24 protein-coding genes and 1 tRNA gene are annotated in these 20907 nt (G+C 53.9%); 10 read left to right on the top strand and 15 right to left on the bottom strand.

The window, feature by feature from the left end:
- The 3 genes from EZV60_RS05265 to tsaD are packed head-to-tail and all read right to left on the bottom strand — an operon-like array spanning position 1 to position 2318.
- A complete protein-coding gene (locus tag EZV60_RS05265; protein ID WP_135502860.1) occupies positions 1-270 on the bottom strand; it encodes a YciI family protein in 270 nt (89 codons plus the stop codon).
- Positions 271-1227 carry an NAD(P)H-dependent glycerol-3-phosphate dehydrogenase gene (locus EZV60_RS05260; RefSeq protein ID WP_135502858.1) on the bottom strand — a complete coding sequence of 319 codons (957 nt, stop codon included), beginning with the start codon at positions 1225-1227 and terminating at the stop codon, positions 271-273.
- Positions 1224-2318, bottom strand: coding sequence for a tRNA (adenosine(37)-N6)-threonylcarbamoyltransferase complex transferase subunit TsaD (gene tsaD / locus EZV60_RS05255; RefSeq protein WP_135502856.1), 1095 nt, complete (start codon positions 2316-2318; stop codon positions 1224-1226). Before tsaD ends, EZV60_RS05260 begins: the two co-directional genes overlap by 4 nt.
- 72 nt (positions 2319-2390) lie before the next feature.
- Here tsaD and EZV60_RS05250 point away from each other — a divergent pair, with 72 nt between their 5' ends.
- The 4 genes from EZV60_RS05250 (at position 2391) to EZV60_RS05235 (ending at position 6245) form a co-directional block, all read left to right on the top strand.
- Positions 2391-3122: a uroporphyrinogen-III synthase gene (locus EZV60_RS05250; protein WP_135502854.1), complete on the top strand. Its 732-nt coding sequence runs from the start codon at positions 2391-2393 to the stop codon at positions 3120-3122.
- A 47-nt stretch (positions 3123-3169) separates the two neighbouring features.
- Positions 3170-4639, top strand: a complete 1470-nt coding sequence (locus EZV60_RS05245; RefSeq protein WP_135502852.1) for a COG4223 family protein — start codon at positions 3170-3172, stop codon at positions 4637-4639.
- 17 nt (positions 4640-4656) lie between these two features.
- Positions 4657-6123 carry a heme biosynthesis protein HemY gene (locus tag EZV60_RS05240; RefSeq protein WP_135502850.1) on the top strand — a complete coding sequence of 489 codons (1467 nt, stop codon included), beginning with the start codon at positions 4657-4659 and terminating at the stop codon, positions 6121-6123.
- A gap of 46 nt (positions 6124-6169) precedes the next feature.
- Positions 6170-6245, top strand: a tRNA-Thr gene (locus tag EZV60_RS05235).
- Between the two features lie 166 nt (positions 6246-6411).
- On the opposite strand, the gene EZV60_RS05230 is transcribed toward EZV60_RS05235, so the two are convergent.
- Genes EZV60_RS05230 through EZV60_RS05220 form a run of 3 tightly spaced genes read right to left on the bottom strand, consistent with a single transcriptional unit; the run spans position 6412 to position 8883 of the window.
- Complete coding sequence (locus EZV60_RS05230; RefSeq protein WP_135502848.1) at positions 6412-8160, bottom strand: histidine kinase dimerization/phosphoacceptor domain -containing protein; 1749 nt, start codon at positions 8158-8160, stop codon at positions 6412-6414.
- Positions 8157-8714: an RNA polymerase sigma factor gene (locus EZV60_RS05225; protein WP_135502846.1), complete on the bottom strand. Its 558-nt coding sequence runs from the start codon at positions 8712-8714 to the stop codon at positions 8157-8159. Before EZV60_RS05225 ends, EZV60_RS05230 begins: the two co-directional genes overlap by 4 nt.
- Positions 8695-8883, bottom strand: coding sequence for a NepR family anti-sigma factor (locus EZV60_RS05220; RefSeq protein WP_245306215.1), 189 nt, complete (start codon positions 8881-8883; stop codon positions 8695-8697). The genes EZV60_RS05225 and EZV60_RS05220 overlap by 20 nt, the downstream gene beginning before the upstream one ends.
- Positions 8884-8971: 88 nt before the next feature.
- Here EZV60_RS05220 and EZV60_RS05215 point away from each other — a divergent pair, with 88 nt between their 5' ends.
- Positions 8972-9784, top strand: coding sequence for a response regulator (locus tag EZV60_RS05215; RefSeq protein ID WP_135502844.1), 813 nt, complete (start codon positions 8972-8974; stop codon positions 9782-9784).
- Positions 9785-9833: 49 nt separating this feature from the next.
- On the opposite strand, the gene gdhA is transcribed toward EZV60_RS05215, so the two are convergent.
- Together gdhA and EZV60_RS05205 are read right to left on the bottom strand one after the other, a co-directional pair.
- Positions 9834-11174: an NADP-specific glutamate dehydrogenase gene (gene gdhA, locus EZV60_RS05210; RefSeq protein WP_135502842.1), complete on the bottom strand. Its 1341-nt coding sequence runs from the start codon at positions 11172-11174 to the stop codon at positions 9834-9836.
- A gap of 77 nt (positions 11175-11251) precedes the next feature.
- Complete coding sequence (locus EZV60_RS05205; protein WP_245306226.1) at positions 11252-11395, bottom strand: DUF1328 family protein; 144 nt, start codon at positions 11393-11395, stop codon at positions 11252-11254.
- Between EZV60_RS05205 and EZV60_RS19315 the strand changes: the two genes are divergently transcribed.
- Positions 11334-11510 carry a hypothetical protein gene (locus tag EZV60_RS19315; RefSeq protein ID WP_245306228.1) on the top strand — a complete coding sequence of 59 codons (177 nt, stop codon included), beginning with the start codon at positions 11334-11336 and terminating at the stop codon, positions 11508-11510. The genes EZV60_RS05205 and EZV60_RS19315 overlap by 62 nt on opposite strands.
- Before the next feature lie 79 nt (positions 11511-11589).
- On the opposite strand, the gene EZV60_RS05200 is transcribed toward EZV60_RS19315, so the two are convergent.
- Complete coding sequence (locus EZV60_RS05200) at positions 11590-11874, bottom strand: hypothetical protein (protein WP_135502838.1); 285 nt, start codon at positions 11872-11874, stop codon at positions 11590-11592.
- Positions 11875-12021: 147 nt separating this feature from the next.
- On the opposite strand from EZV60_RS05200, the gene EZV60_RS05195 reads away from it, so the two are divergent.
- Both EZV60_RS05195 and EZV60_RS05190 read left to right on the top strand, forming a co-directional pair.
- Entirely contained in the window at positions 12022-12750 is a 729-nt protein-coding gene (locus EZV60_RS05195; RefSeq protein WP_135502836.1) for a Crp/Fnr family transcriptional regulator, read from the top strand.
- A gap of 54 nt (positions 12751-12804) precedes the next feature.
- The gene (locus EZV60_RS05190) at positions 12805-12993 is read left to right on the top strand and encodes a hypothetical protein (protein ID WP_135502834.1); all 189 of its coding nucleotides are present in this window, start codon (positions 12805-12807) and stop codon (positions 12991-12993) included.
- A 113-nt stretch (positions 12994-13106) separates the two neighbouring features.
- Here EZV60_RS05190 and EZV60_RS05185 read toward each other — a convergent pair whose 3' ends face one another.
- The 4 genes from EZV60_RS05185 to EZV60_RS05170 form a co-directional block, all read right to left on the bottom strand.
- Positions 13107-13952, bottom strand: coding sequence for a formate/nitrite transporter family protein (locus EZV60_RS05185; RefSeq protein WP_135502832.1), 846 nt, complete (start codon positions 13950-13952; stop codon positions 13107-13109).
- Between the two features lie 169 nt (positions 13953-14121).
- Positions 14122-15135 carry a DNA topoisomerase IB gene (locus tag EZV60_RS05180; RefSeq protein WP_135502830.1) on the bottom strand — a complete coding sequence of 338 codons (1014 nt, stop codon included), beginning with the start codon at positions 15133-15135 and terminating at the stop codon, positions 14122-14124.
- A 12-nt stretch (positions 15136-15147) separates the two neighbouring features.
- On the bottom strand, positions 15148-15336 hold the full coding sequence (locus EZV60_RS05175; RefSeq protein ID WP_135503017.1) for a PLDc N-terminal domain-containing protein: 189 nt from the start codon (positions 15334-15336) through the stop codon (positions 15148-15150).
- 72 nt (positions 15337-15408) lie between these two features.
- Positions 15409-15669, bottom strand: a complete 261-nt coding sequence (locus tag EZV60_RS05170) for a DUF7218 family protein (protein WP_135502828.1) — start codon at positions 15667-15669, stop codon at positions 15409-15411.
- 189 nt (positions 15670-15858) lie between these two features.
- Here EZV60_RS05170 and EZV60_RS05165 point away from each other — a divergent pair, with 189 nt between their 5' ends.
- Together EZV60_RS05165 and EZV60_RS05160 are read left to right on the top strand one after the other, a co-directional pair.
- Positions 15859-16911: a YihY/virulence factor BrkB family protein gene (locus EZV60_RS05165; RefSeq protein ID WP_135502826.1), complete on the top strand. Its 1053-nt coding sequence runs from the start codon at positions 15859-15861 to the stop codon at positions 16909-16911.
- A gap of 237 nt (positions 16912-17148) precedes the next feature.
- The gene (locus EZV60_RS05160) at positions 17149-18897 is read left to right on the top strand and encodes a sugar phosphorylase (protein WP_425353553.1); all 1749 of its coding nucleotides are present in this window, start codon (positions 17149-17151) and stop codon (positions 18895-18897) included.
- Here the strand turns inward: EZV60_RS05160 and EZV60_RS05155 are convergent, their stop codons facing one another.
- Together EZV60_RS05155 and EZV60_RS05150 are read right to left on the bottom strand one after the other, a co-directional pair.
- A complete protein-coding gene (locus EZV60_RS05155) occupies positions 18898-20118 on the bottom strand; it encodes a glycosyltransferase family protein (protein ID WP_135502824.1) in 1221 nt (406 codons plus the stop codon).
- 16 nt (positions 20119-20134) lie between these two features.
- Complete coding sequence (locus EZV60_RS05150) at positions 20135-20905, bottom strand: HAD-IIB family hydrolase (protein WP_135502822.1); 771 nt, start codon at positions 20903-20905, stop codon at positions 20135-20137.
- Positions 20906-20907 lie beyond the last annotated feature (2 nt).

Raw genomic sequence — 20907 nt, 5'->3', positions numbered from 1 at the left:
TCAGATCACCTTTTTCCAAGGGATCAGTTCGACACTCTCGAACAATCCAGCATGTTTGTAAGGGTCGTTTGCGGCCCAATCTTCTGCAGAAGAAAGATCGGCCACGTCGAGGATGACCAAGGAGCCTATCATTTCTCCCTGTGCATCCAATAATGGTCCCGCCTGCGTCACGACACCTGTTTTCTCTATGTAGGCAAGATGGGCATCACGATTGTCCAGTCGGGTTTTAAGCGCGCCGGCCTTATCGCGTGCGATCAAAGCAATAAGCATTCATTCTTCCTTCAACGGTCTGGACAACAACATATCCATTGCCTGCGTAACCTTCAATTCGCCTGAAACAAGCGCGTTTACTGCCTCGGTCACTGGCATGTCTATGCCGATTTTCCGTGCCTGTTCGGCCATAGCGTTGGCTGTTGCCGCACCCTCCACAGTCACATCGGGATCAAAGGCTTCTTGCCGTCCCAAACATTCCCCAAAGCGATAATTCCGCGACTGACCAGACGTGCAGGTCAGCACGAGGTCACCGAAACCGGACAATCCGGCCAAGGTATCTGGTCGGGCACCGCGCGCCTCGGCCAAACGTACGATTTCGGCAAATCCGCGCGTCATCAATGCAGCGCGCGCGCTCTCTCCCAGCCCTGCACCCATCACAGCCCCACAGGCAATAGCCATGACATTCTTCAATGCGCCGCCTAGCTCGGCGCCAATCACATCCTGCGTTCTATAAATGCGCAAATTATCCGTCTTCAGGGCGGCTTGCATTCTCGCGCCGAGTTCTTTTGATCGACAGGCCATTGTCAAAGCCGTCGGAAGGCCGCGCGCAATATCGTTGGCGAAGGAAGGACCGGTCAGGATCGCAACTGGATTACGCGGACAGAACTCGGAAATAATTTCGGTCGGTGATAGACCAGATTTCAGCTCAATTCCCTTGCAGCACGCCACAAGTGGCATTGCTGCAAGGGTTTTTGCATGAGGCTGAAGAAACCCACGAAGTTTTTGCGTCGGGACCGCCAGAAGCAGGAGATTACAGTCGGCCAAGTCGTGCAAATCAGATGTCGGCGTAACGGATTTTGGCAAAACCACATCATCAAGTCGTTTAGTTCGCCGCGAGGCAAACATGTCTTTGACCTGGTCGCGATCCCTTGCCCAGAGACGAACCTCTTGATGCGACGACAGCGCTACGGCCAATGCCGTACCAAACGCGCCGGCCCCAATAATCCCGATCACGCCTTTGCTCCTTTCTTGCCGCTTCCCAGAAGCGCCGGACTTTGCCGATCGAGCGGCCAGCGCGGACGAGCCGACAACGCCATATCGTCTTTATGGCCAGCCATGAAAAGCTCAGCACCCGCATAGGCGATCATCGCGGCATTATCAGTGCAGAGCGCAAGCGGCGGCGCATGAAACTCTACACCGGTTTCCTTGGCTACGATTTCCAATCGCGCTCTGATTGTTGCATTGGAAGCTACGCCGCCGGCGACACACAACGGCAAGTTTTGACCCGCCATGTGATATCCTGCATTCAAGGCGTTTCTGGTTTTCTCAGCCAAAACATCTGAAACAGCCGCCTGAAAGCCGGCGCAAAGGTCAGCACGGTCCTGCCGCGACAGGCCCGATTTTTCTTCAATGATCTTGTCACGCTGACGCAGAACTGCCGTCTTCAGACCGGAAAATGACAGATCGCACCCAACCCGATCAAGAAGTGGTCGCGGCAAGAAAAATCTTTCGGGTGATCCTTCCATGGCAGTTCGTTCGATAGAAGGGCCACCGGGTTGTGGCAATCCAAGAAGCCGCGCAGCCTTGTCAAACGCCTCTCCCGGGGCATCGTCTATGGTTCCACCGAGACGCGTGAAATTCACGGCGTCTTCCACAAGTAGAAATTGGCAATGCCCTCCGGATACCAAAAGCATCAGGTAGGGATAGGCCAAGCCGCTGGTCAGTCTTGGAGTCAGTGCATGTCCTGCAAGGTGGTTCACGCCGATCAGAGGCAGGTCATGGGACGCTGCAAGTCCCTTCGCACACATTACTCCGGATATCACACCGCCGATCAGCCCAGGACCGGCAGTGACAGCCACGGCGTCCACCTCTTCCAAGCGCGCTTTCGCGCGCAGTAGAGCCTCTTTAACGCAAAGATCCAGTTTCTCGGCATGGGCTCGAGCGGCGATCTCGGGAACCACACCACCAAAGGCGGCGTGCAAGTTTGTCTGGCCTTCAACAACAGAGGAAAGGATCTGCGCAGAGCCACTCGTGACGCGCACCACTGCAGCAGCTGTATCGTCGCAGCTACTTTCGAGTCCGAGAATAGTCAGTGTTGCGGTCATAGGTCTGAACGTTGCACCCTTGATCAAGCGCAGGTAACACCGCAGAGGCGCGCAAACAACTCCGGAGCATGGATGCCGGCCTCGATCCTGATCACCCGTCCCGCTCCTTCCGCGGAAAGATTTGCGAAGGTCCTGCAGGATGCGCTCGGACCGGCTTGCAACATTGTTTTTTCACCGTTGATGCAGATTAAGAATTGCAATCTGGATCTTTCCGATCTTTCAGCCGCCACGATAATTTTTACATCGCGTCACGCGGTCGAAGCTTTTTCCCGCCTCGACGCCCGGCGGAACGCGGTTTGCTACACGGTTGGGCCTGCAACAAAGGCTGCGGCCCAAGAGGCCGGTTTCGATCCGGTCGCAGCGGACGGCACAGGCGAAGCACTTACGCGAAAAATCCTGTCCGATGGGCCGCCAGAACCTTGCCTGTACGTAAGGGGCAATCACGTTGCTTACGACATTCAAGATGAACTTGTTTCTGCAGGATTAGAGACGCATATGCGCATCGTTTACCGGCAGATCGAATGTCCTTTGTCCCTAAAGGCAAAGCGTCTTCTATGTGGAAAAGATCCCGTGATCGTGCCCTTGTTTTCGCCCCGCTCAGCCGAGCTTTTCTTGCAAGCCGGACCATTTGAAGCCCCTGTGCATGCCGTAGCGATCAGCAGCAAGGTCGCTGATCGTTTAGGGAAGGGCAATTTGAAAACGGTTGTTACCGCAATACGTCCAGACCAAGACGCCATGGTCAAATCGGTCTCCGACCTTTGGACGAGGGTCAATCGGCTTGAGACACCGGGCGGCGCACAGTAATGTCATGAAAAGCAAGCGCCTGCACAAGATTCGAGAGAGGCTGATAAGTGGCTAAGAAAAAAACCTCGAAGGCGGACGACAAGCCATCAGATGAAAAGCTCGCTGACGCAGCAGCCGAGACCGAAGACAGTGGTGAAGTGTCCGAGAAGACGAACACAGCCCCCGAGAACCTGGAATCCGAAACCAACCAACCTTTGGTAGAGGCTTCAGGTGATAAGGCGCCTGACGATGGAGATAATGCAGCTGCGCAAGAAATGGGCGCGGAAGAAGAACCATCCGATACTCAGAAATCTGCAGACGAAGACCTGCTCTCAACAGAAACTGTTTCGGACGGAGCCTTAGCCTCACCGTCGGAAACGGGCGCAAACACTGCCGAAGATACACTTGCTGATGAAGCGACACAAACCGAGTCTAACGTCGACGAAGTCGAAGAAGCAAGTGTCTCGGATAAACCAGAGGTCATAGATGCTGCTCCGGTAAAGGCCGAGCAGGTTGTCGTAAAACAAGGTAGCTTCGGTGGCATGCTATTGGGCGGTGTTGCCGCAGGCGCTGTCGGTTTCGCCGCTGCGTATTTTGGCCTTGCGCAACAAACCGACCCTAACACCGATGTGATGCCCCGCTTGCAAGAACTTTCTTCGCAGATAGACCTGCAAGCGCAGACTGTCGATGGACTTGCCACACGGCTCGAAGCTTTGCCCGCGGCGCCGGACCTCTCGCCGATCGAGGGGCAACTCTCTGAGCTTGCCGCTCAGGCGGCAGATCTCGGTGCGGCTGTAAGTGAAAACGCGGCGGCGCTCGCGGCTCTCTCCACGCGGTTTGACAACATTGATGCACGTTTGTCCCAAGTCGAGCAACAGCCTGTCACCGAGGGCGCATCGGAAGCTGCTGTCGCGGCTTATGAGCGGGCTCTTCAGGCTGCGCGAGACGAAATCGGTGATCAGCGCGACGCTATGGCGGAACAGCGCGCCGAACTGGAAGCACTAATCGAAGATGCGGTCGCGTCCGAATCTGCAGCCGAAAAATCTGCCTTGGAAGCTATGCGGCGCGCCGCCGTTGGCCGCATTCTGGCCGCTGTCGAGAATGGAGCAGCGTTCACCGACGCCATGTCAGATCTTAAAGATAGTGGCATCGACGTACCCGAACCGCTTGAAGCCGCTGCAGAAACCGGCGCACCGTCGGCAGCAGCCCTAAAGGAGAGTTTTCCGGACGCTGCGCGCGCCGCTCTTTCCGCTTCACGCGCTGCCGCTGCCGAGACCGGTCAGGTCGGCGGCTTTTCCGGTTTCCTGCGAAACCAGCTTGGTGCTCGCTCCCTTGAGCCTCGTGAAGGTGATGATCCCGACGCAGTGTTGTCACGAGCCGAGGCTGCGGTACGTGAGGGGCGCCTCGCAGACGCGCTCAAGGAAATTGAAGCTCTGCCCGAACCGGGTCGGGCCGCTCTTTCGGATTGGGTCGCACAGGCAAACCGCCGGCTCGACGCTATGAATGCCGCTCAGAATCTGAGCGAAAAACTGAACTAAAGCCCGGGGGCAGAGCCATGTTGTGGTCCATTTTCAAGATCGTATTGTTTATCGGCCTTGTCGCCTTGGCCAGCTATTCAGCGATCTTTCTCCTCGAGTTCGAGGGCGGTGTTCGCATAGTTATGGCCGGTCAGGAATTCAATCTATCACCAATCATGACCGTGATCGGGCTGCTTCTTCTTATCCTTGCAATTTGGCTTCTGCTTAAGCTTGCCGGTTTGCTCGTGGCCGTATTGCGCTTCGTCAACGGCGATGAAACCGCCTTATCCCGATACTTTGACAAGAACCGTCAGGAAAAGGGTTACCAAGCTTTGGCCGAGGGTCTCATGGCGCTTGCCTCGGGCGAGGGATCCGTAGCCATGTCTAGGGCAAATCGCGCGGAAAAGTACCTGCGCAAGCCCGCCCTGACCAACTTGATTACCGCGCAAGCTGCAGAAATGTCTGGGAATCGACGCAAAGCGGAAGAGGTTTACAAGCGTCTACTTACGAACGAAAAGACCCGCTTTGTCGGCGTGCGCGGCATCATGCACCAAAAGTTGGCTGACGGTGATACAGACACTGCACTTAAACTTGCGCAAACCGCTTTTTCCCTCAAACCGCGGCATGAAGAAGTCCAAGACACGTTGCTGAAACTTCAGGCGAAAGCCCATGACTGGGCCGGCGCACGCCGCACGCTTCATGCCAAGCTCAAATACGGCAACATGCCACGCGACGTACATCGCCGCCGCGATGCAGTCATGGCCCTTTCGGAAGCGCGCGATATTCTGGACGAAGGAAAAACAATCGAAGCGCGAGAGGCCAGCATCGAGGCCAACCGCATGTCTCCTGATCTCGTTCCCGCAGCGGTGCTGGCGGCTCGCGGATATATCGAGCAAGGCTCCAAGCGGAACGCGTGGCGTGTCATCAGCAAAGCTTGGAACGCGCAACCGCATCCGGATCTTGCCGCGGTATTCGCTGAAATCGAGCCATCCGAGACACCAGTCGCGCGTATCAAGCGCTTTGGGAAATTGCTAAGGATTCATCCGGATCATCGCGAGACGCGGTTGGTGAAGGCAGAACTTTACATTGCGGCAGAAGACTTTCCTTCCGCGCGTCGGGCGCTTGGAGACCTGGCCGAGGTCGATGCAGATGCACGCGCGCTCACGATCATGGCCGCGATCGAACGCGGCGAGGGCGCAGCGGACAGCGTTGTAAAGGGTTGGCTCGCTCGGGCGCTTTCCGCACCGCGAGGGCCGCAATGGGTCTGCGACAAGTGCCAGCACATCCACGCTGAATGGCAACCGACCTGTGAAAACTGTCAGTCTCTCGACACGCTTAGTTGGAAATCCCCACCCGCTACCGAAATGACCTCTTCAACAGGGTTGGAAATGCTGCCGCTGATCATCGGCGCAATTGAAAATAAACCTGACGAAGAAGATGGTGATAATGAGGTTCAGGATGCTGAAATCGTTGTCTCCGAGAAGTTGCAAGAATCTGAGAAATAGCTCTTTTCCGGTCAGGCGGGTGGTGGTATAGCCCCGCGGCACATGGGCCGCTGTAGCTCAGCTGGTAGAGCACGTCATTCGTAATGATGGGGTCGGGGGTTCGAGTCCCTTCAGCGGCACCACTTAGTCCAAAGTTGAGACGCAGGATATCTAGGTTCTGCTAACTTCAGTGCTGCCTTGCCGTTTGTAATCGAAACTTGGAAGCGCAGGGGCGCATTCCAAGAAAATAACCATGCCGATTATCTTTAGAGCCTGATGGCCTTAATCTGCCGCCGCGTAATCAGCCCGTCAGTTCTTTGTAGGATCCGCATCTTTGACATCACCATTCATGGCTGGCTGCATTTGGAAGCAAACCTCGTGGCAGTACGTTAGATCTGTCTGTTCGACCTTATCATGTCCGTCCAACTGGCTTGTAAACGCCTGCATCAGACGCATACCAAGCCCACTTCCAATCTCACAAGACTCGGACGGCGCTACGATCGGTTCGCCGAGGCTGTTTTCGATCGATAAACGAACGGTGTTATCATCCAAAGAAAGCTTAATACCGATCCAGGCTTCGGACTTGCCATCCGGGATGCCGGCATACTTGATCGCGTTCGTCATAGCTTCGGATAGAAACATAGAGACCGGTACAGCTTGGTCAGGGTATAAAGGCACCTCGTCAAGGTCCACCTCGAGTCTGACCGGGTGGGTCGACGCGAAATACTCAACGCCCAGTTCGCTAATCAACTCGGTAACCAACTCCGAACCGCTTACTGTTGTCAGATCGGGTTTGGTGTAAAGAGATCGATGAATTGTCGCCAATCCGCGGACCCGGTTTTGTAGCTGCGAAAGAACTTGCTTCGCTTCCGGTGAGTTCACCTTACGCATTTGCATGTTCATAATCGATGCGACCATCTGCAGGTTGTTCTTTACCCTATGATGAACCTCTCGAAGCAAAACGGTTTTTTCCTGCAGATCTTGAAGCGTACGTGCTTCAGCCTCAGACAAGATGACAACCATACGGTTGAAAGCTCGCTGTGCCTCCTCCAATTCTGGCGGCGCGTCCTTTAACTCCAGAAACGGATCTTCCCGTTCGCCAAGAGCAAACCTACGCATGGCACTGCGCAGGTCGCGAAGATGGCGCAGCACGAGCCGGTGCAAGCCAAAAAGGGCAACGGTCAGGCTTGCTGCCCACATCAGAATTGGAAAGATAAGAGCAAGTCGCGCGCGATCAATCGGCACTAGACTTTGGCTAATCTTCAGAGGACGTGAGCCCAGCAGAAACACTTCATCACTGATCAGCTCGGCGACGGCATAAATCTGGCTTTCGCCTGAGTTACTCTTCATTTTGAAGGTCGAACCTGTTCGGTCGATGATATCGGAGAAAGGCAAACCCGCCGGAAGCAGATCTTCTGCTGCATCTATTCCAACGGATGACGAGAGAATGTCGCCTTCCTTGTTAAGCGTGGTAAGTGAAAAATCCAGGCCATCGCTCGCGTTCGCAAGCGTTCGATTAGCGATACCATGAGGTATCGAGACCGCCGTGATCCCTATAGTCTCATATTTATTGTAAACGGGTGCGTATGCGACAAGAACAGATTGACCAGAGGCGCGGCCCTCGCGGTGCGAAAAGAACCCCCTTTCGTCCTTGCGTACCCGTTTAAGAATAGCGCTGTTTTCCTTCAGTCTTAATCTTACGTGGTTGGAAGAACAGCGAACCCGGCCGTCTATCTCAAGAACACCTGCCCAAACAAAGACGTCCTGAGATTGGATGAATTGTGAAGTGAGTAAGCTACAAAATTCGACGTCAAAGTCACTCTTGACTGCGCCTGCTATGACTTCGGCTGACCCGATTGCCTCGTACAGCAGCTTTCGCTCATCGGCAGCTGCGTTCTGCGCCTCGGCAAGCAAAGCCCTTGCTGCAAGATCTTCAGTTTCCCTAGCGACGACCCAGGTTTGATAGACAGAAATCAGACCAAGCGGAAATAGCGCCAGTGTGAACAGCACAACCAGCTGAGTCGACAAAGAGAATTTCCATTCTCGAAGAAACTTCATACAGCCTGCTGATTTGAAATGATTCCTGCCGTGACACTGTCTGTCATCTCGAGGGCCTCATCTTCGCTCATATCCAAAAGCTCAACGAGGCGCGCACGGGCACGCCCGACGCGGCTTTTAATTGTGCCAACGGCGACACCGCAAGTTTCTGCCGCTTCCTCGTAGGAGAAACCATTCGCCCCTACTAAGATAAGTGCCTCTCTCTGGCTGTCCGGAAGCTTAGAAAAGGCGACTCCGAAATCTCGCATGTTCAATCGACCGTCATGGTCGGGCTTACTGGCCATGCTTTCCGCAAAGGCGCCATCAGTATCTTCGACTTCGCGCTTACGCTTGCGTCGAAGTGAGTAAAACGTGTTTCGGAGGATTGTGAACAACCACGCACGCATGTTCGAACCCGGTTCAAACTTGTCGATGTTTGACCAAGCCTTGATAAGCGTATCCTGAACGAGATCATCAGCGGTCGCAGTGTTCCGTGTCAAACTTATCGCAAAGGCGCGCAATGATCCCAAGTGCTCGGTTAACTCCTCGCGCGGGTCACTTGTCTTCGTTGTCATCTGTAGTGCCTTTAGCCACCGACGTGTCGCCCGTTTTGAGCCGATCCAACAGCTCCGCGAACCGATCAGGCATCGGCTCGTTTGCAATGCTGTCGAAAACCTGTTTGAGGTTGCGGTCGATTTCTTCGACGACGCGGGATTTTGGCAGCTTTGGTTTCATGTAACTCATGGTCTTACTTTGAATAATGGCCGTTAGGAACTAAACTCTTCCCAACAACGTTGGTTCCCAAATATTCCTGACATCCGGAGCGGCAAGTATGAAATCAGAAGCGAGTGACACGTTGACCGACGAAATCGGAGTAAATTTGCCCTATCTGCGGCGTTATGCGCGAGCTCTGACAGGACGCCAAGCCTCGGGCGATAACTATGCCATCGCAACACTGGAAGCGATTCTGAGCGACAGAGAGCTTTATCGTACAGATGTGTCGGCCAAAGTGGCCCTATTTCAGGTTTTTCACGCGATCTGGAGTTCGTCGGGCATGCCTGTTGACGAAGAAGGTAGCGACCAACTTACCGCTCGTGCATTGAAACACTTACGCAGCTTGACGACAAATACGCGCGAGGCGTTGCTCTTGCACACGATTGAGGAATTTTCTGTGAAGGAAGTTTCTCAAGTGATGCAGGTGAGCCTAGGCGAAGCGAAGTCTTACATCGACAAAGGCGTTGAAGAGATGAACAGCTCCGTATCTGGCAAAGTCATGATTATTGAGGACGAAGCCATTATCGCGATGGACTTGGAATCAATCGTTGCCGAAATGGGCCACAAGGTAACGGGTGTGGCACGCACGGAACGCGGCGCACTCGACTTGGCGGCGAAGGAAATTCCAGATCTCATTCTTTCAGATATCCAACTTGCCGATAGCTCCAGCGGCATCGATGCCGTCAACCAGATCCTTAAGTTGCACGGCGATCGGCCCGTAATATTCATTACGGCGTTTCCTGAAAGGCTTTTGACAGGAGAGGGCCCCGAGCCTGCCTTCTTGATCTCGAAACCCTACTCTGAAGAGCAAGTTCGCTCCGCTGTCAGCCAAGCGATGTTCTTTGCGTCTACCGAGACTCTTATCGGCTAAACAACATTTTTCGGCGCCAGTTCCGCTTCATTAGCGGAACTGGCGCCGTTCACAAAACACCCTGAGCTTGGATTGCTTGGGCAAGGCGACGATACCCTGCGATATTTGCACCTCGGGCATAGTCAATTCGACCGTCTTGCGTTCCTTCCTCGGCCACACGAGCGTGGATCTCCTTCATGAGACCGACAAGCGCATTGTCTACCTCTTGTGCTGACATGGAGCGACGATAACTGTTCTGGCTCATCTCAAGTCCGCTGACCGCAACACCACCAGCATTGGCAGCCTTACCTGGCGCATGGACAACATCTGAGGCATTCAATACCTCAAGCGCATCATCTGTAAGTGGCATATTCGCGCCTTCGGCCACGATCTCGGTGCCGGAGTCCACCAAGTCCTTTGCCATTATTTGCGTCAACTCATTCTGAGTTGCGCAGGGAAGCGCGATTTCAGGTTCAAAACTCCACGGAACGGCATTCGATTCGAAGGAAGCGCCTTTTTCCTTTGGTGCGCTGATGTCTTCTCCAGCGTCTTTCCGCTGCTGCACCCAGCAAATCAAATCTCGCGACATACCGTCGGCCGCATAAAGTGTTCCAGATGTATCAGAAAGTGTAATGACTTTGGCGCCTGCTTCCTGCGCCTTCAGTGCAGCGTGAGTCGCAACATTGCCCTTGCCAGAAATTGCGACCCGCTTACCAGCCAAGTCGCGGCCGTTTTGTTCCAGCATGGCTTGAATGAAGTAAACTAAGCTGTAGCCCGTTGCTTCGACCCGCATTTGAGATCCGCCGTAGGACAGTCCCTTGCCCGTGAGTGCGCCATCGTACTGCCCGGCAAATTTCCTCCATGCCCCAAACATATAGCCGATTTCGCGTGGCCCGACGTTGATATCCCCAGCAGGAACATCGCGATCTGGCCCTATATGCGGTGCCAGTTCACGCATGAAGGCCTGGCAAAACCTCATGATCTCGCGCTCAGTCCGACCTCGCGGATCGAAATCCGAACCACCTTTTGCGCCTCCCAGCGGCAAACCGGTAAGAGCGTTTTTGAAACACTGCTCAAAGCCCAAGAACTTCAAGATATCAACGCTCACTGTCGGGTGAAACCGCAGACCACCTTTGTACGGGCCGATGACATTCGAAGTCTGAACGCGCCAGCCGCGATTTATATTGACCCCGCCCGTATCGCTTTCCCAGGTAACGCGAAATGAAAGAATGCGGTCCGGCTCTGCGAGCCTATGCAAAACCTTGGCGTTGGATAAGGCGGGGTCGTTCTTTTCGATCGTCAGAACGTCTCGCGCTACGTGTCTGACCGCCTGGATGAAATTGTTCTGAGATCGAGTATGCGATCCCAATTCATCAACGAAAGCGTTTGTCAGGACGTCACGTCTGTCCATGCATAGTCCTTAACTTCAAAAAAGAAGAGCGGCGCAATGAAGCTGCGCCGCACTGGGAGGGTTAGAAATCTTTTCTGTCAGTGCGTTCGCCCCTTAAGAAACCTGACGATCATCGCCACAACGAATAGCACGAGGAAAAGTACGAAAAGGACTTGGGCGATGTCCGCCGAAGCAGAAGCAACGCCTCCGAACCCGAAAACGCCGGCGACGATGGCGACCACTAAGAAAATCAATGACCAGTTCAACATATCAAAATCCTCTCGTTTTCCCGTTTCTAACCATGAAAACGAGTGGTCACAGGATTCGTTCCGCATAGCGCTCCGGTTTCGCGGCTAAATAACCACCACGGAACACTTCTTGAGCATGCAGACCTAGACTATACTCTCGACAGAGTTGAACTGTGGCGGTGATGCAATCAGACGAAAGCGCTAACGATGCGACCGATGTCATCCGAGGAATAGGGACGTTGAAGAAAACCAACCGGTCCTTGGTTCTCCGCAGCCAAACCGTTGATGAGGATGACATTGGCGCCTCGGCCCAAAACGTCCTGCACGAGATCGGCCATGTCATGTGCCTCGAAGTCGGCCGAGACAAACGCCAGGTCAACCGACACAATTCCAGCGATGCCAGCCAAAGCAGTCGTCGCATCACGAAACGCATGAGCGATCATGCCATACTCTTCAGAAACAAGATCACTCAAATCCACTGCTTCGACCACATTGGTCGTAACAATAAGACAATTTTTGGACATAAAGACTACGTGCCTGCTCCATCTGATGCTTCGTGGCGGCAACGTGGAGATTGTTCAGGTGTCCTGCAATAATCTGTGACATAGGTAAGCGAAAAAATGACCATCAACTGCAAGGATTGTCCTTTACGGCAGCTTTCCGCCTTCGAGCCTTTCAAAAAAGAGGAAATTGACTTCATGAACCGGTTCAAGACCGGACAGATGGAGGTACAGCCGGGCACCCATTTGCTAGTTCAGGCTTCGAAATCACCACAGCTTTTTACGGTACTGAGCGGCATGGGCCTTCGCTACAAAAGTCTCGAAAATGGTGAAAGGCAGGTCATTAATTTCGTGTTCCCGGGCGACTTCATAGGTCTTCAGGCCGGAATCATGGGCGAGATGGGCCATTCTGTGGAGGCAACGACGTCCATGACCCTTTGCGTCTTTAATCGCGCCGACATCTGGTCGCTTTTCCGATCCTTGCCAGACCGCGCTTACGCTTTAACGCACCTGGCAGCGGTGGAAGAGCACTTCCTAGGAGACGCCCTTGCCACGATCGGCCAAAAAAGCGCGCTGGAAAAGGTCGCCTGGGCGCTGTGCCAGATCTTCACTCGCTCTGCCGCACTCGACCTCTTGAAAAATGACACGTGTCCTTTTCCTTACAAGCAACAGGATCTCGCGGACGCGCTTGGCCTGTCACTCGTTCATACAAACAAGACACTTGGCCGGCTAAGAGAAGAAGGTGTTCTGCTGTGGAAAGATGGAAATCTCACGATTTATGACCGTCATAAGCTTGGAGAGCTGGCCTCAATTGATACATCCGTACCGATCGTCCGCCCGTTAATGTGATGGAACTGTTTTTCGCGCACCACGTTTGTTTATTAATACTGAAAGGAGTGTGAAATGTCCGCACCTAACACAAATGTCGAGAAGCAAGAGAAGAAACATAAGCCCATGCTTAGCGGCGGTGTTCTTTTTGCGATCATCGGTGCAGTCATCGTATTGGCGTTGATCGTTTATATGTCGCTGGGTGGAAAAGTGCCCGTCGCCGGCGACGTCGAACCTGTCGTCAACGAAACTCAAAGCGAATAAGCGTCTCTTTCTTGGCCAGAGGATGCAAGCCAACCAGACCAAACCCTTTAACAGTCTCGTGCAAATCACAAAGCCTTTGCGAGTTGGCCCGCGCAGCGTGCTGCGCGGGTCCATTAACTCTTGGCTCCGTTTTCTTCGATATCATATTTGATCTGAGCGCTTGTCAGCAGTGTGAATACGACCGTGCCGCCCACGATGTTTCCAACGAGTACCGGCAGGAAGAAGCCGAAGATAGCACGCATCGCTTGAAGTTCTCCCTGAACAAGCAGAAAGGCCATCTCCACCGATCCCGCAATAATGTGGGTAAAATCGCCTAACGCGATCAGCCACGTGAACACGATAATCAGCATTAGTCGGCTGGAGCCCGCCGCAGGCATCATCCAGACGAGAGCTGCAATCAAAACGCCTGCGGGAATACCGCGAACCATGCCTTCGATCGCCGGCATTCCGGTAGCGTGATGGCTTAATTCTGTGACAGCCAAACGCACCTCGTCGCTGAGAACCGGCGTAAAGGCCATAAAGCTTGCGACTGCAAACGCACCCACAATATTGGCTGCTAGAACGACCCCCCAAAGACGTGCCACTTTCCACAAGCAAGAGAAGGCCGGTCTCATTACCAAAGGAACAACCGTTGTAATCGTATTCTCTGTAAAAAGCTGCATGCGACCCAGAATGACAAGCAGGAACCCAAGAGAATAACCAAAGTTTTCAAGAATATAGCGCCATTCGGTGTCGGGAAGACTCGACCTAAGAAGCGCTTCACCCCAGACGGAGAAAGCAATCAGCAGCCCGGCTGCTATACCGGACCACCAAAGGGCTCCGAGTGTGCGATTAAGCTCTTCATTACCCTCGCGACGGATTGCCTCGAAGATCAGACGCCCGGAAACCGATGTTAGCCTGCGAACTGTCCTGTTTTCGTGACTTTTTTCGACAAGTTCCGCGTCAGATTTTCCGTCCATGTACCCATTCCGTTTCTTCGGCAAGTTAAGCCCGTTGCCGATACCTTGCCACTTCGCGCTTGAGATAGCGCGACGGCACCTCAACGAAAGCTAAAAAAGTTGCATTTTGGTGGAACCAGCTCTCAGACCCGGCGTTTCTATTTCGTCCCACGTGACGGTCAGTAAACTGTCACGAAGAAACCCCTGCATCCTCCCCGGCAGGGGTTTCTTCATTTAAGAAATCCAGCAAAGCCGCCTCGCCCTTCCGCATCTCACTGGCGCCGTTGTCCGACAATCTGGCTAGGCGCTTCTTTCTTTTCCCGGCGTCCAGATCAGCCAATTTGATAACTTCGGGGTGCACGTAGCTATTTCTCGCGATGGAAGGTGTGTTGTGCAGCCTTTCCGCCGCCGCTGTCGCCATGTCCGAGATACGGAGTTCATCAACCGAATTGAGCGCGGCCAGAAAAGCCGCGTGAGTGCCTGACCAAGTACGCAAAGCCTTAGGCGTTACTTCGTCGCCGCAGACTTTTGAAAGCGCGTCCGACAAATGCTCCGAACGGATGGCATAAGGCTCTTCGTCATGGCCAAAATATGTGAAAACTTCGGGCCCTGGAAGGTCGCAAGACTCTTCCAGTACGCGGGCAAGTCTTGCGCCTTGCAGGCTTTTTTCAATCATGTCTCCGCCTTTAGCTGTATATTTCAAACCAATAGAGTTCTCCCGAATAAAGAGGTGATCCGGGCGGAGAGTCATTGCCCCATAGCTGCCATTTCTATGCGTATACGCCGCGTTGCCTGGACGTAGAGCTGCTCTATCGATAAGGGCTAGGACCGCGGCTACGGCTGTATCACGCGCGCCGATCTCGCCGGAGAGCCGATCCGCGATCCAACGGCGTAGAGACGGCAACGCCTCCCCGACTTCTTTCAAACGATCGAATTTCGTCTCACGACGGCGGGCATGCCAATCTGGATGATATAGGTACTGTTTCCGGCCGCGCGCATCCCGACCCGTGGCCTGTAAGTGTCCGTTTAATAGGGGCGTCATCCACACATCAACATAGGCCGGTGGAACAGCCATCGACTTGAGCCGTTTTCTTTCCACTTTACAGTCGATGAGACTGCCATCGGAGGCAAGATACGAAAAACCCCGGCCGCACTTTCGGCGTGCGATTCCGGGGTTTGAGTCGGGATAATAGACCAACGCCATGCCAACGGCGTCTCAGGCCATGCCTCGCGCCGATCTTGGGCCTGCGATAAGCCACAGAATAAAGCCGATTAAAGGCAAAACCAGAACAAGTAGCGTCCAAAGAACCTTAGCGCCGGTTCCGGCGCTGGACCCGATGATGTTGACGATCGCATAGATAGCCAATCCAAGGAGAATTAGGCCTCCCAGACCTGCAATTTCGATTCCCATTAGTAGAATCCTCGTATTCTTGTGTGATAGAGACCAAACGCCTTCTTCGCGCTTTGGTTCCCGGCTTCAGTCCCTAAGGGCCGAAATCAGCTCATCCTTGGTCATGGTTGAGCGGCCTTCGATTTCAAGCTCTCGGGCGCGCTCGCGCAGTTCGACTACCGTCCACTTTTCATACGGACTGGATTTGCCGCCTTTTCGTGACGGGTTCATGTCATCGTTGGCTTTCGCATTCGCAATCGCCGCGGCTTTCGATTTGTCGTAACCTTGGTCTCGAAGTGCTTTGTATGTCTCATCGTCCTTGATGGACGGTCCATGGTCTTTCGTCACGGCGCAAACTCCATTCCCTGCAAGGGCAGTTGTCAGAATTTCAGGTGCTGAAACGCCGTAATATCCAAGACAGTTCCCGTGGCGGGGTGTGCTTTGCGTCAGGCTGAATTATGTTTCTCATACGATACGCTGCATAAATGAGCAGACGAAGGGACAGAACGGCATGCCAAAGTCAGCTAAGGTTGCTTCATGAGTCGGGGAAGAGCCGCCCAAAGCCCCGGACAAATTCCCTTGGTCGGCCTGTTGGATGTCGGGTTCAGGCTCGTGCGGCATATAATGCGCCTCAATGTCGGGTTGTTGGCTGCCGGCATTGCGTTTTATGGGCTTTTGTCGATTTTCCCCGGAATAACCGCCGCGGTAGCATTGGCCGGTCTCATGATGCCCGATGACATGCTGTTGTCCGCTTCCGAATTGTTGGCCTCTTTCATGCCTGATGCTGCGCGAGATATCGTCATGGGCCAACTCGACGACGTCGTAAGCTCTGACCAGAATACATTGAGTGTCGCAGCCTTGGCGGCGCTTGCTCTTGCGCTTTATTCCGCGTCACGGGCTGTCGGAAACTTCATTGCCGGGCTGAATATCATCTACGGAGAGGTCGAAACGCGAGGCTTTTTCAAGCTGCGCGCTTTGACCCTGTTTCTTACACTGGCACTCATTGTCGGCGTCTTGTTCTGCATCCTTGTCGTAGCCGCGATACCTGCCTTGGCGGCCTTATTCGGAGCACGAGGTTGGTTGCTGGACGGTCTCTTGATCATTCGCTGGCCACTGATGTTTGCCATGGGCGCGTTTGGGATCGGGATGCTATATCGCTATGCACCAAATCGGCGACCTGCCAAATGGCGCTGGCTGACTCCGGGGGCGGTACTCGCATGCCTTCTTTGGGTCGCCGGAAGCGTTGGATTCAGTCTCTATGTTCAACGCTTTGGCTCTTATAATGAGACTTTTGGCGCGCTGGGTGGCGTCATCATCCTGCTTACGTGGATGTGGCTCTCGGCTTTTATAATTCTGCTCGGTGCACAGCTTGATGCCGAGCTTGAAGCACAAACCGAGATAGACAGTACCATCGGAGCAGATAGACCGATGGGCGAGCGCGGCGCCTCGAAAGCCGACAATCTCGGCCCTACCATGGACGAAATACTTACCGGGGGGCTGAAAGAGGATCATGCTTCGGATCTCTCCTTGCAAGACGATCTCCAGGAAAATGAAAATGCGCCGCATCGTCAGAGCGAGTCATCCTCATAGCATCAGGCAGCGATGACGCGCTGTTCCGCGACTGTCTTTTGGGGGCGCTGTTGATAGGATAACCTTCCACAAGGCCAAACAAGCATTGCACAAAATTTTGGCTGTGAGGCAGAATACCGGAAATGGTTGGTCTTGGCGCCGACCACGCCGGGCTCATCATCAAAAACTCTGCACCTCCATTTGACTTAGACGAGAAAAGCCGGAAAACAGAAGCATCCATTCAGGGAGCTCGAGCCGGTGCTGGCCAAGACAACCAATCTCTTCAACGCACGCTTAAGCGAATTACTTGGTCAAATTTATCCGGACGTAGACAAAGACATTCTGTCCGGTCAGATCATTGATGCTTTTTGGCCCGAGGAACACCATCGCCGCCGACGCGCCAGGTCGCCCAGCAACAATTTGTGGTCCGAGCGCGATGCGGTTTTGATCACTTACGGCAATTCGATCATAGATGGCAGCCACAAACCTTTAGATTTGCTCGAGCACTTCCTTACGGAGCATATGAGCGGCATCATAAGTGGCGTACATATCTTACCGTTCTTTCCTTTCAGTTCCGATGACGGGTTCGCCGTAACGGACTATCGCGCGGTCAATCCGTCTCTCGGAGACTGGAGCGACATCCGACGCATCGCATCACGCTTCCATCTTATGTCGGATCTTGTTCTCAATCATGTCTCGAGCCAAAGCCACTGGTTCAACGACTACCGCCTCGGCAAACCCCCTTACGACCGGTTCTTTTACGAAGCTCAGCCGAAGCAGGATCTGTCAGATGTCGTGCGCCCACGAACTACGCCATTGCTTCAGAAGATAGAGACAAAACAGGGCGAGAAACATGTCTGGTGCACGTTCAGCCACGACCAGATCGATCTCGATTTCACCAATCCCGAAGTCCTTCTCGAAATGTTGCGTATCATCCGGATGCACATCGACCAAGGTGTGCGCATCTTACGCCTCGATGCCGTCGCGTTCATCTGGAAAGAGCCGGGCACGACATGCATTCATCTGCCGCAGACACATGCGATCGTACAATTGCTGCGCCTTTTGTGCGATTATGCAGTCGAGACGGTTGTGCTATTGACCGAAACGAACGTACCGAGCCTTGAGAATCTAAGCTATTTCGGCAATCGCAACGAGGCTCATGCGGTCTACAACTTTCCCCTGCCACCGCTGATCGTGCATGCTGTACAATCTGGAACAGCTCGCTATTTGCACAAATGGCAATCGACAATGCCGCCTGCCCAGATGGGGTGCGCATACCTCAACTTCACGGCAAGCCATGATGGTATCGGTATGCGACCCGCCGAGGGCCTATTACCACCCGAAGAAAAAGCCCAAATGATCGATACCGTTCGCGCGGCCGGTGGTCTCGTGTCGATGCGAGCGCTGAAGGACGGAAAAGAAGAACCTTACGAGCTCAACTGCTCGCTTTTCGATGCGCTGAGACGCACGTTCAAGGGCGAAGACGCCCATCATTTCGACCGGTTCTTCTGCTCTCAGACGATTGTCATGTCTCTCGAAGGCATTCCAGCTTTCTATATCCACGCGCTTCTAGCAACGCCAAGCGACCACGATGCAGTCGAGCGCCGGGGTATGAATCGGGCCATCAATCGGCACCGTTGGGATTATCCCGCGCTTCAGGAGAAGCTTGCCGATCCGGAAAGCGATCAGTCTCGCGTTATCAAGGAATTATCACGCAGGCTGCGCATTCGAGGAAAACAGCCGGGATTTCATCCGAATGCCACGCAGTTCACGCTCAGGCTCGATGAAAGGCTTTTCGGGATCTGGCGCCAAAGCCTTGACCGAAATCAGTCGATCTTTGCCATTCACAACGTCAGCGACGAAACCGTTCCGGTCAGCGCCTCTGCGATTAACTTGATCGAAGGCGATACATGGATCGATCTTCTAAACGGCGAAGAGATCGTTGCTGCGGGTCCAGAGATCGCCTTTGCCCCATACCAATGCCGGTGGATAAGCAATCGCGCTTGATCACGTGAACTCTTCCGCGTCGAGGGCTGCGGCCTTTTTGAAGTCGCTCAAGAAGCTGGGATCCGCAGCGTGAACACGGTTCCACGTCGGGATGAAGGGGCTTTCGTTTGGGTTTTCGAGAAACGTGTTACCGGCCCGGATGATATTCTCGGCAAAAAGCTCGACTGCCTTTTCTTCTTTATGCCGATCAACGGCGAGCCCGTTCATTTTGGCATCATTGTAGTAGCTCTCTAGGATGTCCAAAGCTTGCCTGTAGTAGGTCGCTTTAAGCGTCCGGAACATGTTGGGAGTGAATATCGTGCCATCGGACGCAAGTTTGCGGAAGATCGCCTTGCAGATATCCGTCGACATCCGGCTTAGGCCTTTCGAAGCATCTTGGGGCGAAAGATCTTGGTGCTTGTGGTCATACGCATCTGCAATCTCCACCTGGCAAACGGATTGAGGAGCAAGATTTCGCCACGCCTCCGAGAGAACGCCAATCTCAAGACCCCAATCGGAAGGTATCCGCAGATCAGGCAGAATAGGCACACGCAAAGCGAATTCACCGGACAAAGGATAGCGGAAAGAACGAAGGTAATCGAGGTAGTCTCGATCGCCGATCACCTTTTTCAGAGCAATCAGGAGAGGACTGACAAGAAGGCGTGTCACCCGACCGTTCAGCTTTTGACCATCAATACGCGGATAGTAACCTTTCGCCATTTGATAGGGAAAGTTCGGGTTCACGACCGGATAGACGAGCCTTGCGAGCATATGGCGGTCGTAGGTTGTGATATCGCAGTCATGGATCGCCATGACCGAACTGTCTTCGCAAGCAATCAGGTAGCCGATACAGGTCCAGACGTTCTTGCCTTTTCCGGCCTCTTTCGGAGCAAGCCCAAGCTCCTCTAGACGTGCGCCAAGAGCCTTCATCCGCGGGCTATCATTCCAGATCACGATATGGTTTTGCGTCAAACGGGAGAAATAGCTTTGCGCGTGCCGGAACTGACTCTCATTCGCCTGATCAAGCCCAATTATGATGCGATGCAGGTATGGGACCGCGGACAGTTCGTCCAGAATATGTGCCAGCGCCGCACCCTCAAGCTCGGAATACAGCGACGGCAAAATAAGGGTTATTTTTCGCTTTGCTGAATACCCTTCAAGCTCGTACTGCAAATCCTCGAGCGACCGAGTGCGCAAATTATGCAGCGTCGTGATATTGCCGTTCTGGTGGAAGTCAGCCATGGATTTCGGGATCTTTCTACAAATTCATTTCGTTCATAAGCGCGAGCATCGCTTCTGACCATCCATCGGGACCTTCGCGGTTTGTCCGCCTGATCCGACCCGACGCTTCGCCAGACATAGCTGGTAACGGCGGCGCGGCTGCATTTTTCACGATAACGCCGAACTCCGCTTTTTCCAGCATCTCAACATCATTCGGCGCATCGCCTAGCGCTACGGTGTGGCGAGGACGGTACATTGAAATCAGTTCATCCATGCGGTCGGCTTTGGTTCCGCCCAGCGATAAAGTCAGAAAACGACCACCTCGCCTTGCGAAAATACCGGCTTTTTCGGCAGCCTGCAGAAAGGCGGGCAAATCACTTTCGTGGCCTTTCCACAGGCCCGGTTCAGTGAATAAACGGATCCGCGCATTTTCCGCTTCGCTCGGCGACAAACCGGTTGCCTGCTCAACCTCACTGGTTGTCATATCGCCGAACCCGACAAATCCGGCGGGAAGAGCGGCCAAACGGGATCTCAGATCCTCATAGGTGCCCTGCACATCCCCTGTATCGTCACCCGCAGGTAGAATACCGCCGCCGTTTTCAACAATAGCAGGCCAGTTCTCGAATCCAATGTCGCGGCGCAGTGGCGCCACTTCTGCTGCAGTTTTGCTGGTCGCAAGAATGAGGCCACCTTTTTTTCCCACAAGCGCGTCAAGCGCTGGACGGGCGGGTTCGAAAGCGTAATCACCATGGCGCAGCAAAGTGCCATCAAGATCAGAAAAAACCAAAAGCGGAAGAGGGGCGGTCATAC

This window comes from Roseovarius aestuariivivens, assembly GCF_004761875.1.
GTDB lineage: Bacteria > Pseudomonadota > Alphaproteobacteria > Rhodobacterales > Rhodobacteraceae > Roseovarius > Roseovarius aestuariivivens.
Note: the sequence above shows the minus strand (reverse complement) of the source record. Positions and strands in the feature narration are given on the sequence as shown.